General features: G+C 53.2%; 13 protein-coding genes. 4 read left to right on the plus strand and 9 right to left on the minus strand.

What is annotated here, in order from left to right; genetic code table 11:
• Positions 1 to 230: 230 nt before the first annotated feature.
• The 6 genes from G462_RS21325 to pnp all read right to left on the minus strand — a co-directional run bounded on the left by G462_RS21325 (position 231) and on the right by pnp (position 6,270).
• On the minus strand, positions 231 to 1,040 hold the full coding sequence (locus G462_RS21325; protein WP_051326429.1) for a hypothetical protein: 810 nt from the start codon (positions 1,038 to 1,040) through the stop codon (positions 231 to 233).
• Positions 1,041 to 1,242: 202 nt separating this feature from the next.
• On the minus strand, positions 1,243 to 1,752 hold the full coding sequence (locus G462_RS0101040; protein ID WP_245579505.1) for a methylated-DNA--[protein]-cysteine S-methyltransferase: 510 nt from the start codon (positions 1,750 to 1,752) through the stop codon (positions 1,243 to 1,245).
• Positions 1,753 to 1,792: 40 nt separating this feature from the next.
• The gene (locus G462_RS21330; RefSeq protein ID WP_051326430.1) at positions 1,793 to 2,647 is read right to left on the minus strand and encodes a DNA-3-methyladenine glycosylase 2; all 855 of its coding nucleotides are present in this window, start codon (positions 2,645 to 2,647) and stop codon (positions 1,793 to 1,795) included.
• Positions 2,648 to 2,660: 13 nt separating this feature from the next.
• Positions 2,661 to 3,290 carry a LysE family translocator gene (locus G462_RS0101050; RefSeq protein WP_026957340.1) on the minus strand — a complete coding sequence of 210 codons (630 nt, stop codon included), beginning with the start codon at positions 3,288 to 3,290 and terminating at the stop codon, positions 2,661 to 2,663.
• A gap of 23 nt (positions 3,291 to 3,313) precedes the next feature.
• A complete protein-coding gene (gene nfsA / locus G462_RS0101055) occupies positions 3,314 to 4,036 on the minus strand; it encodes an oxygen-insensitive NADPH nitroreductase (protein WP_026957341.1) in 723 nt (240 codons plus the stop codon).
• A gap of 131 nt (positions 4,037 to 4,167) precedes the next feature.
• Complete coding sequence (gene pnp, locus G462_RS0101060) at positions 4,168 to 6,270, minus strand: polyribonucleotide nucleotidyltransferase (RefSeq protein WP_026957342.1); 2,103 nt, start codon at positions 6,268 to 6,270, stop codon at positions 4,168 to 4,170.
• Between the two features lie 589 nt (positions 6,271 to 6,859).
• Between pnp and G462_RS0101065 the strand changes: the two genes are divergently transcribed.
• The 3 genes from G462_RS0101065 (at position 6,860) to G462_RS0101075 (ending at position 10,386) form a co-directional block, all read left to right on the plus strand.
• Positions 6,860 to 7,867, plus strand: a complete 1,008-nt coding sequence (locus G462_RS0101065) for an isocitrate dehydrogenase (RefSeq protein ID WP_026957343.1) — start codon at positions 6,860 to 6,862, stop codon at positions 7,865 to 7,867.
• A gap of 198 nt (positions 7,868 to 8,065) precedes the next feature.
• Positions 8,066 to 8,497 carry a hypothetical protein gene (locus tag G462_RS0101070; protein ID WP_026957344.1) on the plus strand — a complete coding sequence of 144 codons (432 nt, stop codon included), beginning with the start codon at positions 8,066 to 8,068 and terminating at the stop codon, positions 8,495 to 8,497.
• Between the two features lie 341 nt (positions 8,498 to 8,838).
• A complete protein-coding gene (locus G462_RS0101075; protein WP_026957345.1) occupies positions 8,839 to 10,386 on the plus strand; it encodes a methyl-accepting chemotaxis protein in 1,548 nt (515 codons plus the stop codon).
• Between the two features lie 113 nt (positions 10,387 to 10,499).
• On the opposite strand, the gene G462_RS0101080 is transcribed toward G462_RS0101075, so the two are convergent.
• The 3 genes from G462_RS0101080 to G462_RS0101090 form a co-directional block, all read right to left on the minus strand.
• On the minus strand, positions 10,500 to 11,252 hold the full coding sequence (locus tag G462_RS0101080) for a hypothetical protein (protein WP_026957346.1): 753 nt from the start codon (positions 11,250 to 11,252) through the stop codon (positions 10,500 to 10,502).
• Between the two features lie 77 nt (positions 11,253 to 11,329).
• A complete protein-coding gene (locus G462_RS0101085; protein ID WP_026957347.1) occupies positions 11,330 to 12,283 on the minus strand; it encodes a LysR family transcriptional regulator in 954 nt (317 codons plus the stop codon).
• A complete protein-coding gene (locus G462_RS0101090) occupies positions 12,280 to 12,543 on the minus strand; it encodes a hypothetical protein (RefSeq protein ID WP_026957348.1) in 264 nt (87 codons plus the stop codon). Before G462_RS0101090 ends, G462_RS0101085 begins: the two co-directional genes overlap by 4 nt.
• Before the next feature lie 111 nt (positions 12,544 to 12,654).
• On the opposite strand from G462_RS0101090, the gene G462_RS0101095 reads away from it, so the two are divergent.
• Positions 12,655 to 14,967: a glycoside hydrolase family 9 protein gene (locus G462_RS0101095; RefSeq protein WP_026957349.1), complete on the plus strand. Its 2,313-nt coding sequence runs from the start codon at positions 12,655 to 12,657 to the stop codon at positions 14,965 to 14,967.
• The last annotated feature ends 37 nt before the right edge of the window (positions 14,968 to 15,004 follow it).

Consider the following 15,004-nt stretch of genomic DNA (forward strand, 5'->3'; position numbering starts at 1 on the left):
GGCTCTGAGACAATAAAGCTACGGGCGGGAGTTTGCCATAGCGAGTTTTGCCTCACAACAGCTTACCAGGAGTATCTAACCTTCGGTTCCTCGTTGGCCACTGAATGTGATCAATGGGGCTATCAATCTCACAAGCAGAATTAAGAGACGCGATAGGAGGGCTATGCTACCCAAGCTCCAACAAGGGCTAGGTGAGCAAACACTCCTTATCGTAAGGTAAAATCGCGCAACTACTCAAACCGAGCAGGTTTGTAGTCCTTAGCCCCCACGTAGCTCGCAGAGCGGATCTCGTTGATTAGTTTGTCGCAACCATCAACTTGCCTACAGCATTGTCTAAATACTTTTCTGAGAGTGGGCTTGATATATGGTTTAGCGATATCGGGGCTGATCCCTTTGAGCCTGCAAAAAATGGCCAAGGCAAATAGCAACTCAATTGAAGAAAGATAACCAGAGCGCTGAGAGCGCCAGCCTTGAGTACTCGTGTTGGTATACTGCTGAAAACTAAATGCGGTGTTAGCCGAAAAAATGCCAAATCCAAGAAAGACAGCCGTTAGGTCTGTCGCAAACTCCCAGTTTTCCCATCCACCCGGAGGCGGCTCTGGTAAATCACACGTTAAGTAATGGCCAAACTCATGGGCAAAGGTTGCAACCATACGTGCCGGGTTATTCTCTAGCTTGGGGTTAAATGAGATGTAGGCCTTCCCCTCTCGAAGAGAAAAGGTCCCATTTGCTGTACTGGGCGAGCCCTTCACCAACAAGGTCTGCCCCAAATGAGGATCTGCATCGTGCTCTTGACGAATCAATTTGCTTGGCCACTTGGCCATCCCCGCATGAACCTGTACCTGAGCAAAGGTAGCAATCACAGCTTCATCGGAGGAGCCAACTCGCAGCGGAAAGAACTGATCCGTTGGCAATACAAGCTGAGTGTTGTGGAAAAAATCCTCCCCACCAAAATACTTCATCAACCATTTGTAGGTTTCGAGTTGAAACAGCAAGTCTTCACCCGTTAAAACGGGTTTTCTTTTAAAGAAACTAAACATAAAAACCGAACTTATAACCACATAACATCACATTATCGCTAACGCATTATACGGATAAACCAATGAAAATTGGACGAAAATCCCAATAAGAAAGATCCTTATAGATAGAAATTTGCCATGCTATCCTTCGCATTAAGCTTCTTGCTGTGGTCACGGGTTCGCCTTGGCACATCCGTAACAACCAAGCCAGACCTGAATAGGCCTAACTGCTCGCGAGCACACTCAACTCATGTTTAATCAACCAATCCTTACGCTCTACCCCGCCGGCGTAACCAGTCAGAGCGCCGTTCTTGCCCATCACCCGGTGGCAGGGCACTACGATTGAGATCGGGTTGCGGCCGTTGGCCGCGCCAATCGCGCGCACGGCGGTGGCCTTGCCGATGCTTGCGGCTTGCTCGGCATAGCTGCGGGTTTGGCCGTAGGGAATGGTTTGCAGCGCTTGCCAGGCTTGCAACTGGAAGTCCGTACCGGGAGCCGCGAGCGGTAGGTCGAACTCGCGGCGGCTGCCTTGGTAATATTCCGCTAGCTGTTTTTGGCAAGCCTGCAATAAAGCGAAACCGGGGTTGAGCACGGCGCTCGCTGACGGAGATTGCTTGTCGCTAAAGCCCAATCGAAGTAAGCCGTCTTCGTTGGCCTCGGCAAACATCAAACCGATGGGGCTGACAAACTCACAGAAATAGCTGGGCTTCATGCTGTTCTCTTCCTTGCTCATTGTGTTCTCGTTGTTTTGTAAAGAGTACTGCCAAGGTTGCTTAGAGTCGGTGCCACAACTGGAAGGTGGCGTAGCTGCCCCAAGGGCTGACTTGCACGGCACTCAGACTTAGTTTTTGCTGCTTGAGCGCATTCTTCACCCCAAGATCCGAGTCCAAAAAGATATCACGACAATGGCCTGCTCGCAGCTTCACATAGTTTACCGTCCAGGGGCCAATCCCCTTGAGTGCCAACCAATCATCTGGATTGGCATCGCCATGTTCTGCGCAGTAGCCGGCCAGTCGGCGCAGGGCTTCGCGGCGGGCACCCGGCACTTTTAGAAAGATCAGCTCCGACTGGGCAATTTGGGCCGGTGTTGGGAACAGGCGCCAAGTTTGCGCCTCTACATCAATGGCGCTAGCTAACTCATCAACGACTTGTTGTACCAGGTTGCGCGCAGCGGTCACCGAGACCTGCTGCCCCAATACCGCTCGCACACCCGCTTCAAACGGGCTGATAATGCCGGGGATACGCACACCATCTATCCAGCCAGCCCCCAGCGCACCGAGCTTTAGCTGGGCTTCGACTTGTGAAAGATCGGCATCTAAATCGAACTGCCGTGTTACCGCCGCTTTGAGTGGTTCGATATCTTGGACGTGCTGCAGCGATGCCTGCAGTTGCAGTGATTGACTGAATTCCTCGTGCTGTACTTGGTACACCGCCCAGCCTGCAGGCAAGGCGATAATGCGTTGATAAACACTCTGCCCCTCTTGTGGCTGTCGCCCCTCCTGACCTTCCCGTTCTTTCCGTCCTAGCCGCTCAACACCATCCAAGGCCCGCGAGCGATAAAACCCTAGGCAGCGCGGCCAATCAAAATCACCAGCAAACCTTAGAGAGCAATCTAGCTTGGTTAACACATCACCTCCTTGCTTAGCGATGACTGGCGGCCAGCGCCACACCCGCCCCAACAAAGCTGCCGGCAAACAGCCGCGATAATAGCTTGCCAGAGCGGCGCTGGCGCTGTGCCTGCCAAAGACGACGGCTGAGATAGGCGTAGCCAGCTAAGCAGCTCGCAGAGAGAAGCAAGAAAGTGGCCACTAACGCAGAGAACTGCGGCAACAACGCTTGCTGGATATCGATAAACTGCGGAAACAAGGCACTAGTAAAGGCCAGCGCTTTGGGGTTGCTCAGGGCGGTGAGCAGGCCTTGCAGATAGCTTCGCCAAAGCCCACCATGAATGCGCACGCAGCTGGCCGCATCGCTGTAAGCTTGAGTAAAGCCATGGCGCCACAGCTTGAGTCCCAAATAGATAAGATAGGCCGCCCCCAGATACTTAATCAGTAAAAAGCCCACTGCCGAGTTGAGTACCAAAGCACTTAGGCCGAGCACCGATGCTGCCGACATCAGCAGCAAGCCGGTGAGATTACCCGCAATGGCGCAGCAGGCGCTGCCCATCCCCTTGCTAAGCGCATGGGAGACTGCCAACAATACTGCAGGCCCCGGCACTAAGGTCGCTACCAAGGCCAAGGCTGAAAAAGCCAGCCACGTTTCAACACTCATAGGTCCTCCCTGACACGATCTTACTAACGTTTAGCCAATCCTTTCCCGTTAAGGTAAGCGCGCATAAACGGCCGGGTCTCCTTGCTAAGTTTGGCACCGACCTGCTCAGACCAACCTTGCTGCTTGGTGTTGCTGCTGCGCGCTTGGTAATACTCTCGCATGGCTTGGTCATAACGCGCTACGCTGGCTTTGTCCAAGCTCTGGTAACTATCTTGATGAACCAGCACCTGTGGGCTTAGCCGCGGTTTTAACTCAGGATCTTGCGCCGGGTGGCCCAGACACAACCCAAACAGTATCGCACAGTGCTGCGGCAAACCCAGCAACTCATCGACTTGTTGTGGCGCATTACGCAGCCCGCCGATATACACCCCACCTAGCCCAAGTGACTCGGCCGCCAGCAAACAGTTTTGTGCCATAATCCCGGCATCGATGGCACCGATAAGGGTCAGCTCGGTAAAATCGCTCTGCACTTCGGAGTTAAACTGATGATGACGCTGGAAATCGATACAGAACACCAAGAACTCCGCAGCGCTGGCCACATAGGCTTGATTGCCGGCAAGCTCGGCGAGTTTCGTGCGTTTATCACTATCGCTTACGCGGATGATCGATACTGCCTGCAGCAGGCTGGATGATGAGGCGGCAATGCCGCTAGTGATAATGGCGTCGAGCATTTCAGCCTCGATGGCTTGCTCGGTGAACTGGCGAATGGAGCGATGCTGCTTGATGGTTTGGATAACCGGGGTCATGAGTTATGGTCCTGAATCTAAGGAGCTTCAGTATACCCATGTGGCCACTTGAGCAGGCAAGAGTTTACCTTCCAAAACGAAAAAAGCCGCCCGATTGGGCGGCTCAATAGCAAAGGGCTTAAACCGACAGCTTATTCAGCCGCTGGTGCTTCGCCTTCTTTTGCTTCTTTGATGCTCAGACGTACACGACCTTGACGGTCAACTTCCAGCACCTTCACTTTCACGATGTCGCCAACTTTCAGGTAGTCAGATACGTTCTCAACGCGCTCTGCAGCGATTTGCGAGATGTGTACCAGACCATCTTTACCCGGCAGGATTTCAACGAAGGCACCGAAGTCAGCCAAACGTACCACTTTACCGGTGTAGAACTGGCCAGCTTCAACTTCAGCAGTCAGCAGCTTGATACGCTCAATAGCGTCTTTCGCCTGCGCGCCGTCGGTGGCAGCAATCTTGACGGTACCGTCGTCTTCGATCTCGATGGTAGTACCAGTCTCTTCAGTCAGAGAACGGATGGTTGCACCACCTTTACCGATAACGTCTTTGATCTTGTCAGTGCTGATCTTGATGGTGTGAATGCGTGGCGCAAACTCAGAGATATCGTCACGAGAGGTAGCAATCGCTTCGTCCATCACACCCAGGATGTGCAGACGGGCACCGCGCGCTTGGCGCAGAGCGATTTCCATGATCTCTTTGGTGATACCTTCGATTTTGATATCCATTTGCAGCGCAGTAATACCGGTAGAAGAACCAGCCACTTTAAAGTCCATGTCGCCCAGGTGGTCTTCGTCACCCAAGATGTCAGACAGAACCACAAAGTTGTCGCCTTCTTTAACCAGACCCATCGCGATACCCGCAACAGAAGCCTTGGTTGGAACACCTGCGTCCATCAGTGCCAATGAGCTACCACAAACAGAAGCCATTGAGCTTGAACCGTTAGATTCAGTGATTTCCGATACCACGCGAACGGTGTATGGGAACTCTTCAGCAGTAGGCATAACCGCCAACACGCCACGCTTGGCCAGACGACCGTGACCAATTTCACGACGCTTCGGCGAACCGATAAAGCCAGTCTCACCCACACAGTATGGAGGGAAGTTGTAGTGCAGCATGAAGCGCGAAGTTTGCAGACCGTTTAGGGTATCGATCATCTGTGCATCACGCTCGGTACCCAGAGTACAAGTTACCAGAGCCTGAGTTTCACCACGGGTGAAGATAGAGCTACCGTGAGTACGTGGCAGTACGCCAGTTTGTACGTCTAGCGCGCGGATCATGTCTGGTTCGCGACCATCGATACGTGGCTCACCGGCGATAATGCGTGAGCGTACAACTGATTTTTCCAGCTTGCTCAGCTCATCGCTTACATCACCTGCGTCCAGCTCTTCGTCAGCTTCGGTTAGCTCGCTAACTACCGCTTTCTTGATTTCGCCTACTTGCTCGTAACGCGCAGCTTTGTCAGTGATTTGGTAAGCTTCAGTCAGCTTGCCTTTCGCCAGACCAGCCACTTTCTCTTTCAGCTCAACGTTTACTGCAGGAGCTACCCAGTCCCAAGTTGGCTTGCCAGCTTCGGCTTTCAGCTCGTTGATCGCTTGGATAACAGTCTGAGATTGCTCGTGGCCGTAAACTACCGCGCCCAGCATTACGTCTTCAGACAGCAGCTCAGCTTCAGACTCAACCATCAGTACTGCGTTTTCAGTACCGGCTACCACCAAGTCAAGCTTGCTCTCTGGCAGCTCGTCGGTGGTTGGGTTAAGAATGTAGTTACCATCAACGTAACCTACGCGAGCAGCACCGATTGGACCGCTGAACGGAATACCTGAGAGGCTAAGCGCCGCAGAGGTACCGATTAGCGCAACGATGTCTGGACTAACTTGTGGGTTTACCGACACAACAGTGGCAATAACCTGAACTTCGTTAACAAAACCGTCTGGGAACAGTGGGCGGATTGGACGGTCGATAAGACGTGCAATCAAAGTCTCTTCTTCGCTTGGACGGCCTTCACGTTTAAAGAAACCACCTGGGATTTTACCCGCAGCGTAGGTACGCTCTTGGTAGTTTACGGTGAGGGGGAAGAAATCTTGACCTGGGCTTGCTTCTTTCTTACCTACTACGGATACGAATACCGCAGTGTCATCCATGGTTACCATCACAGCGGCGGTTGCCTGACGGGCGATTGCGCCAGTCTCGATGGTCACGGTGTGCTCACCGTACTTAAACGTTTTTACGATAGGATTCACTTGAATTTCCTTTTAAATTTTCTCTTCTTTAATGCGCGCACAAGTATAATGCAATGACCCTGCAAAAGATAATCTTTGTTATTACCCTTTGATGACTATCAGAGTTGTTCGTATTTTTGTTGAGCATTCGCGCTGAGTAACCTGCTATAGCTCGCGCTAACGGCAACTAACAAAGGACTCATTTTCCCCGTTGTTAGCCCTCATGAGATCCTAAAAACGGCCAAGTGAATCAGAGCCGTCAATGACAGAGTAAAGGCCGCTTAGCGGACCAAACTCAACGTTACAGACGTGCTACAAGCATCGACACCTCTTACGAGCCAGCCTATACTGCTGGGCGTAGCCGCGCAGAGCGTTTGATTTTGTAAATTTTTATGATTGATACCAAGGTCTTAGGTTAAGCGCTTTGAGTATTTAGTTAAAACTATGTAAACTTCCGCTGCTACTGGGCAACTGCCCTCCCAGCTACATCGACATGGAGTCACCGGGACTGGACACCTCAACAAGGTTTAGCCACGGCAACTTGGACACACACGCCAAGCCCGCCACCAGCCCCTTTGCTCCCCCTAAGACCTAGGAACAGGAAAGAAGTATGTCAACTAGAAGGATCACCGTGATTCCCGGCGACGGCATCGGCCCCAGCATCATCGAGAGCGCCGTAGCCATTCTTGATAAAGCCGGATGTAATTTCGAATACGACTACGCCCAGGCCGGTCTCTGCGCCCTCGAAGAAGAAGGCAACCTCCTCCCCGAACGTACCTTAGAGCTTATCGAACAAAACGGGATCACCCTGAAAGGCCCGCTAACCACCCCCGTTGGCACTGGCTTCACCTCGATTAACGTATCCCTGCGTAAGCAGTTCGACTTATACGGCAACGTACGTCCGGTTCGCTCGTTCAAGGGCACCAAGGCCCGCTACGAAGACATCGACATTATCACTGTGCGCGAGAACACCGAGGGCATGTACTCCGGTGTTGGTCAAAAGCGCAGCGAATGCGGCGACAGCGCGGAAGCCATGAGCGTAATTACTCGCGAAGGTGCCACCCGTATTGTGAAATTCGCCTACGAGCTAGCCCGCCGCGAAGGCCGCAAGAAAGTCACTGCGGTACACAAAGCCAACATCATGAAGTCCACCTCAGGCCTGTTCCTGGAAGTAGCGCGTGAAGTGGCCAAGCAATACCCTGATATTGAATCTGAAGAGATGATTGTCGATGCCTGCTGTATGAACCTGGTCATGTACCCAGAGCGCTTCGATGTGATTGTCACCACCAACCTGTTTGGCGATATCCTGTCTGACTTGTGTGCCGGCTTGGTCGGTGGCTTGGGCATGGCTCCGGGCGCCAATATCGGTGAGCGGGCAGCGATTTTTGAAGCGGTACACGGCAGCGCGCCGGATATCGCTGGTAAGAACATTGCCAACCCAACTTCCGTGATCCTGGCCAGTATCCAGATGCTGGAATACCTCGGTATGGAAGATAAAGCCAAGGCCATTCTGGACGCGGTGAAAGACGTGATTGCCACTGGCGATCGCACCACCCGCGACTTAGGCGGCAGTGCCGGTACCGATGAGTTCACTCAGGCAATCCTAGAGCGCCTTTAAGTAACAGACACCGGCATCAAAGGGTCGCGACTGAGCGGCCCTTTTTATTTCCACCTCTCGCCAATACCTTGATTGCACAAATAATCTGTGCAAATAAACGCCAATCAGCACAGCGCTTACAAATGCGTTGCGCAGTTCACAGTCTATCCCTCGATTAACCCGCAGAATGCTTGCAAAATCTTTCGCATGGAGTTCGTTATGGGAATTTTAATCGGTGGCGTGGGTGGCGCCTTGCTGCTCGGTCTGTTTGCCATTCTCACCAAGGCCAGTGGCCTGCACGGATTGGGCAACTTCGCCTATTTGATTACCGTTGGCATCACCGTACTTGCTATCGGCCTTGTGGGAGCGCTCACGCAAGGCAGCCTAAGCGAGCAGTTCACGCTCAAAGGGATGGGGGTTGGCGTATTGGCCGCTGCCAGTTGGGCAGTGGCAATGCTGCTGATTACTATAGCGCTCACCCGCTTCGCCACGCCGGTCTCCGTGCTCACGCCAATCTTCAACACCAATACGCTAGTGGCAGTGCTCCTCGGTTTATGGGTGTTTGCGGAGTACAAGCAGGTGCAGATGGCACCTTTGTTATTAGGCGCGAGCCTGATTACCGTTGGCGGTATTTTGGTTTCGCGGGCTTAGCTTAGAAAACTCTCGAAATGGGTCATCATTCCTTCGTGTTCTCGCCTCGCCCAATGAACATTGAGCTCGTCTGAATCCTGCATCTTGAGGTTGTTTGGGTATATACGGGTGGTAGGGCGCTGTGTTACCACCTAGCGCTTCGGCGGCAAAATTGCTGTAGGCACTCGCCTATCGCAAGTGACTCATATGTCATTAAAACGCTGAAAACATGGATAATTCAACCACACTAGATCCAGATCAATAGAACTATCAACTGACACCAAAGCATCACTTGACACTTCCCACCGCGAAGTGATGATATTTTGACCTTTACGTTAGCCGCTCACGAAAGGACGCCACGAATGGATAACGAGGTACGTTATGCCGATGACATCAGCTTGATCTCCACCACCGACCCGAAAAGCTACATCACCTACGCCAACCAACACTTCTGCGATGTATCTGGCTTCGCTAAGCAAGAGCTTGAGGGAGAAGCGCATAACATGGTGCGCCATGGCGATATGCCCAAGGCCGCCTTCAAGCAGCTCTGGGAGTATCTACACGCCGGTCAAAGCTGGATGGGCTTGGTGAAAAACCAATGCAAAGATAGCGGCCACTATTGGGTTAGTGCCTTTGTCACGCCTATCAAAGATGCCGCTGGCAACATCATCGAGTACCAATCGGTGCGCAGCCGTCCAGAGCGTGAGCAAATCGACCGCGCAGGTGCCTGTTACCAAGACATTCAGCAGCAAAAACAGCCCAAGCAGCTACATCGCCCGCGCTTGAGTTACTCCCGGCTCAGCCAGCTATGCCTGCTGGCAATGCTCGCCCTTAGCGGCGCGCTTTTTGCGTTGCCCCAGCTCGCGATACTGCAGGCCTTAATCCCACTGTTTTGCTTGTGCGCTTTGGGCTTACTATGGAAGCAGCGAGTGCGCATGAGCAAGCTGCGCGAGCTGGCCGAGCAGGCCTACAGCAACCGCTTAATGGAGCCGCTTTATAGCGGCCACTTTGACGAGTACTCCCCCATCGAGCTGGCACTTCGGATGCGCCAAGCCGAACTTCGCGCAGTGGTGGCGCGCAGCAGCGAAACCTGCAACGACATCTTACTCAACGCCGAGCAAGAGCTTGCGCGCACCCAAGATATTCAGCAAAGTGCGCAAGCCCAGAGCAGCGAGACCGAACAGGTGGCAACGGCAGTTAATGAGATGAGTCACTCTTCGCAAGAGGTGGCTGAGCGCTGCGAGCAGAGTGCTCAACTAAGCCAGCGGGCCAACGAGGCCACCCACCAGGGTAGCCAGGCGATGCAGCACACCAACGATGCGGTGCTGGCGCTGCATCAAGAGCTGAATCAGGCACAACAGGTAGTCGCCGCACTTGAGCAAAACAGCAAAGAGATTGAAACCATCGTTGAGGTGATCGGCAGTATCGCCGAGCAAACTAACCTACTGGCATTAAACGCCGCGATTGAAGCGGCGCGCGCCGGTGAGGCCGGTCGTGGCTTTGCAGTGGTCGCCGACGAGGTGCGGGCACTCTCAGTGAAAACCCATCAATCCACCGAACAGATCCACGATATCACCCGCGCTCTACAGGGCACGGCGACGCAGGCCATCGACAGCTTAACCAGCAGTGAGCAACGCTCCAATGACTGCTTAGACAGGGTCGCTGAAACCTCTAACAGCCTTGAGCAAGTTAATCAGCTGATCGCCGAGCTGAGCGACACCAGCTACCAGATCGCCACCGCTGCCAACGAGCAGGCCAAGGTGAGCCAAGCGGTGAACACGAACCTGCAAAGCATTAACCAACTGGCCGATCAGACCAACGCCCATTGCGATGACTCGGTGAGCCACGTCTCAGAGCTGGTCGAGCAGTTACAAGCGCTGCGCCGCTTAGTCGAACAGTTCGCACGTTGATCTGGCTGAGCAGAAACACAAACAGCGACCCTTAGGTCGCTGTTTGCTTATCGACGCGTTGACCGAGCGGAGGCTCAATACTCGGACCAATGCGTCAGATGATCGTGTGCTTGCTAGCCAGCTTTAGTAAAGCGGAAGGTTTGCAGCGCTTGCTCGCTGCCCTCGATAAAGGCGTAGGTATCAATCTTCCACACTTGGTTGCCCGCAAAGCTCAGCTCGATGCGCACATCGCTGCTAGCAATACCTTGGTATATGGTGGCGTCTACATCGGTCGGATAGAAGCTGATGCGCTGACCACCATCAATCGCTTCTCCTGCAAAGCTTACCACCACCTCGGTGGCCTGATTCACCAGCTGCAAGCTATGGCCCTGCTCAGGCGAGAAAGCGAAACTGGCGTTAAGCGCCAAGCCTTGCTCAGCAGTAATCGCGACCTCGGCGCTGGATAGCGAGCTTAATGTACCTTCAGCAGATACATTATCGATGCTACCGCTAATCGCCTTGTTTTGAATATTGGCATGCCACTGGCCAACGAAGTTTTCCAACTCTTGCCACTGCTGAAGCTGCTGCTCGGTGTTACCACCACCGATGCTGGCGATAGCGGCGTCGCGGCTGGCGTTTTGCTCGCTGCTGCGGTGATGACGGAGATCTTCACTTGAGCCAGCCACGCCACCAGCCACACCACCAGCTACCGCGCCTTTTACTGCCAGTTCGGCGTCGCCGGTTAGTGCCCCCATGGTCATCCCTAACAAGGCGCCCCCCATTGCACCTTGCTTGGTCGCCGCATTGGGGTCTTCGCGATCGATGTTGGAACAGGCGCTTACGGCCAAGGTGAAGAGTACTGGGACAGTTAACGACTTGAAGCTCATATCAGGAATCACCTATCGATAATTAAACACGGGACACAGATTAGTGAGCATCCCTTAACAAGGCTAAGCAGCAGTGCTTATCTTGGTGATAAGTACTGCTTATCAAACTTATCCATCTGTTCAGTGAGTACCTCAGAGACAAGTGTGTGCAACCACTTCTTCACCGGGTTGTGTCGGTTACGTACATGGCAGTAGCTAAATGCTTCTATTTCATATGGCTGATCTGCGGAACAGATTGTCATCGCTCGTAGTTGCGGACAGTGGTCGGCCGGAAACAGATTAGTATGTCCCATGTACATATCGCTGGATTGCACCACATCGGCCAACGCAGTAACAAACTCAGAACGAAAGCCAACTCGGTATTTCAGGTTACGTCGTTTCATCGCTTCCGCAACCATGATGTAGTCTTCATTCCAGTCTGGAATAATTAGCGAGGCAATCTCTAGGTCTTCCAAGTCTTCAAGCTCCACCTTGGCTTTGTTCAACGGGTGGTCTTGCCTGACAAACACCACTCCCCTGACCTTCACCAGCGGTTCGGTAAACAAGGTTTTTGATGTACCGATATCGTAGTGAACACCTAACAGTACCGCGCCATTTTCCAGTTCAGCTAGCGTGGCGGTGTTCCAGCCCACCAGTTCAATGTTCGCCTTTGGCGCGGACTCACGGATCCGTTTGAATAAAATCCCTGCTCCGCCCGACATCATTACCGGAGATAGCGCAATCTTCAGGGTTTGTTCCAGGTTTGCTGGATCGAACTCAGCAGATTGGTTAAGTACTTCAGCCAAGCCAAGCAGGTGCGGCTCGATAGATTTGGCCAGACTCTCAGCAAACGGAGTGGGCCTGACACCACGTGGGACCTTCACAAACAACTCATCGTCGAAGTGATGGCGCAGTTTGACCAGCGCCTGGCTGATGGCTGGCTGGGATACCCGCAGGCGCTCGCTGGTTTTGCGCATATTCAGCTCTTGAGAGAGGATTAAAAAGGTTCTGAGCAAATTAAGGTCGAGGTTTTGATACAGGTCTTTGTTCATTGCAGGCAGTATACGCGGCGAAGAGCTGCACCTATCTTAGCACTGCTTTGCTTGGGGAACTGTTCAAAGCCTTCGGTTTTGCGGGTTATTGCTTCTTCTTTATACTTCTCCTCCACACTCAGCCCATAACCCCCTTCAGTACAGGTCAGTAATGACTGACTTACCGTTTGGCGTAAATCTGTTTCACAGTTTTCAGCGATTCTCCCCGCAACATGGAAATCTGTTTCATCCGCTTTCGTATAATTAATGTCGACTCTCAAAATAAATTAATTTGACTGGTTAAAATTCACCTTTGAGTGGGCATTATCCAAGCCATCCGATGGAGAATAGAAATCGGACTTGGATACAGTTCACGACACAAAGGAGTAGCTATGAAAGCACCTCGCTATCTGCTCGCCACCACTTTGCTGGGCCTGAGCCCACTGGTGATGCCGCACGCGGCCTTGGCAGATCAATTATTCAATAACGGCGATTTCAGCGATGGAACTAACGCCTGGTGGGTGGCCGGCGGCCGCATGGAAGCAGAAGATAACGCGGTGTGTGTCACCTTCGACCACACTGGCAGCAACCCTTGGGACATTATTCTCGGTCATAGCGGGATGGGTTTAGCAGAGGGTGCAGAATACCAACTGAGCTTTAAAGCCTGGGCCGACAAAGAGACCGAACTTAAAGCCCTTATTCAGCATGGTGGTCCTCCATACACCCATTACATCATTCAAGACATCGCGGTGGGTAAACAGCCTAAAGAGTTCAGCTTCACCTTTACCATGGAACACCCCAGTGACATGAAGGGTGAGTTCCATTTCCAGATGGGCGCCCAAAAACCTGCAACTATCTGCGGGACTGATTTCTCTTTGATTGGCGAAAGCTACTCCATGACCCGCTTCGCCGAGCCGGTGCGGATTAACCAAGTGGGCTACTTTACCGGTGGCGAGAAGATTGCCTCGGTGGCCAACGAGAGCCAGCAGCCAATATTCTGGGATCTGGTGGACAGCGACGGCGAGCTGATTGAAGCTGGCGCCACCCAGATCTTTGGTACCAACCCTGAGTCGGGCGAATGGCTGCACTTGGTCGATTTCAGCTTTGTTACCGAACCTCATCGTCAGGTACGACTGATTGTCGATGGCAAAGAGAGCTACCCCTTCGATATCGCCGATGATATCTACAGCCAACTCAAGCACGATGCGCTGAGTTACTACTACCACAACCGCTCTGGCGTCGCGATTGAGGAGCGTTTTGTTCAGCGCCCAGATCTCGCCCGCCCAGCCGGCCACCCAGAAGACGTGGTGACCTGTTTTGATAAGACCGATGCGCAAGGCAACAAGTGGCCAGGCTGTGACTTCAGCATCGACACCACCGGTGGCTGGTACGATGCCGGCGACCACGGCAAATACGTGGTGAACAGCGGCATCAGCACCTGGACCTTGCTCAACCTGTATGAGCGCAGCCAATACCTCGACAAGCCAGAGCCGTTTGCCGATGGCAGTCACCCCATTCCAGAAGCGGGGAACGGCGTCAATGACCTGCTCTCTGAAGCGCGCTGGAATGTCGAGTTTATGCTGGCCATGCAAGTACCACAGGGCAAGAAAGTCTACGCCCCGGTGGGTAACCAGCTAGACAGCCTTCACCAGCTCAAGCTAAGCGAACTGGAAGCCGGCGGTATGGCCTTTCACAAGATTGCCGACGATCGCTGGACCGGCAAGCCACTGTCTCCCGCTGACAGCCATGAAAATCGCTATGTAGGCCAACCAAGTACTGCCGCAACCCTTAACCTGGCAGCGGTAGGGGCGCAGTGTGCACGTATCTGGAAAGACATCGACGGCGATTTTGCCAAGCAGTGTTTAACCGCAGCGGAGCAGGCTTGGCAAGCAGCCAAGCGCTACCCAGAGGTCTATGCCTACGATAATTTCACCGGCTCTGGCCCCTATGATGACTTCAACCTTGAAGACGAGTTCTACTGGGCGGCGGCTGAGCTGTACCTAAGCACCGGCAACAAAGACTACCTGGATGCGGTAACCAGCTCGAGCTTCTTCTTGAACACGCCTAAAGGGGATATTCAAACCACCGGTGATATCTTCTGGCAACAAGTGGGTCCTTTGGGCACCATCAGCCTGGCAGTTGTCCCCTCGAAACTCGATGCCAAGCATGTGAAAGCAGCCCGCGAGGCGATCATCGAAACCGCCGATAAGTACGCAGCACAAGTCTATACCCAAGGCTATCGCCTGCCCTACCAAACCGAGGAGTACCCATGGGGCTCGAACTCGAACGTGGTGAATCGCGGTATCTTCCTCGCCTATGCCAGCGACTTCAGCGGTGACAGCCGTTACTTGCAAGCCGCAGCCCACGGTATGGATTACCTGCTAGGTCGTAACCCGCAGAACTTCTCCTACGTGAGTGGCTACGGCACCGATGCGCTGAAAAATCCGCATCACCGCTTCTGGGCGCATATCGTTGATGAGAACTACCCACTAGTACCACCAGGCGTGCTAAGTGGTGGCCCGAACTCGATTAGCTTCAGCGACCCCGCTGCCGCATCGCTGAAAGGCCGCTGCATCATGCAGACCTGTTACTTGGACGATATTGGCGCATGGACCTTGAACGAGGTGACCATCAACTGGAACGCGCCACTGATGTGGGTAGCCAGCGTACTGGATGAGCAAGCACTGGCGGTTGCTGATAAGTAAGCCGCTCGTTTAGATGTATTACCAATAAAAAGGGCCT

The sequence above is a fragment of the Aliagarivorans taiwanensis DSM 22990 genome, from assembly GCF_000429505.1.
Classification (GTDB): Bacteria; Pseudomonadota; Gammaproteobacteria; order Enterobacterales; family Celerinatantimonadaceae; genus Aliagarivorans; species Aliagarivorans taiwanensis.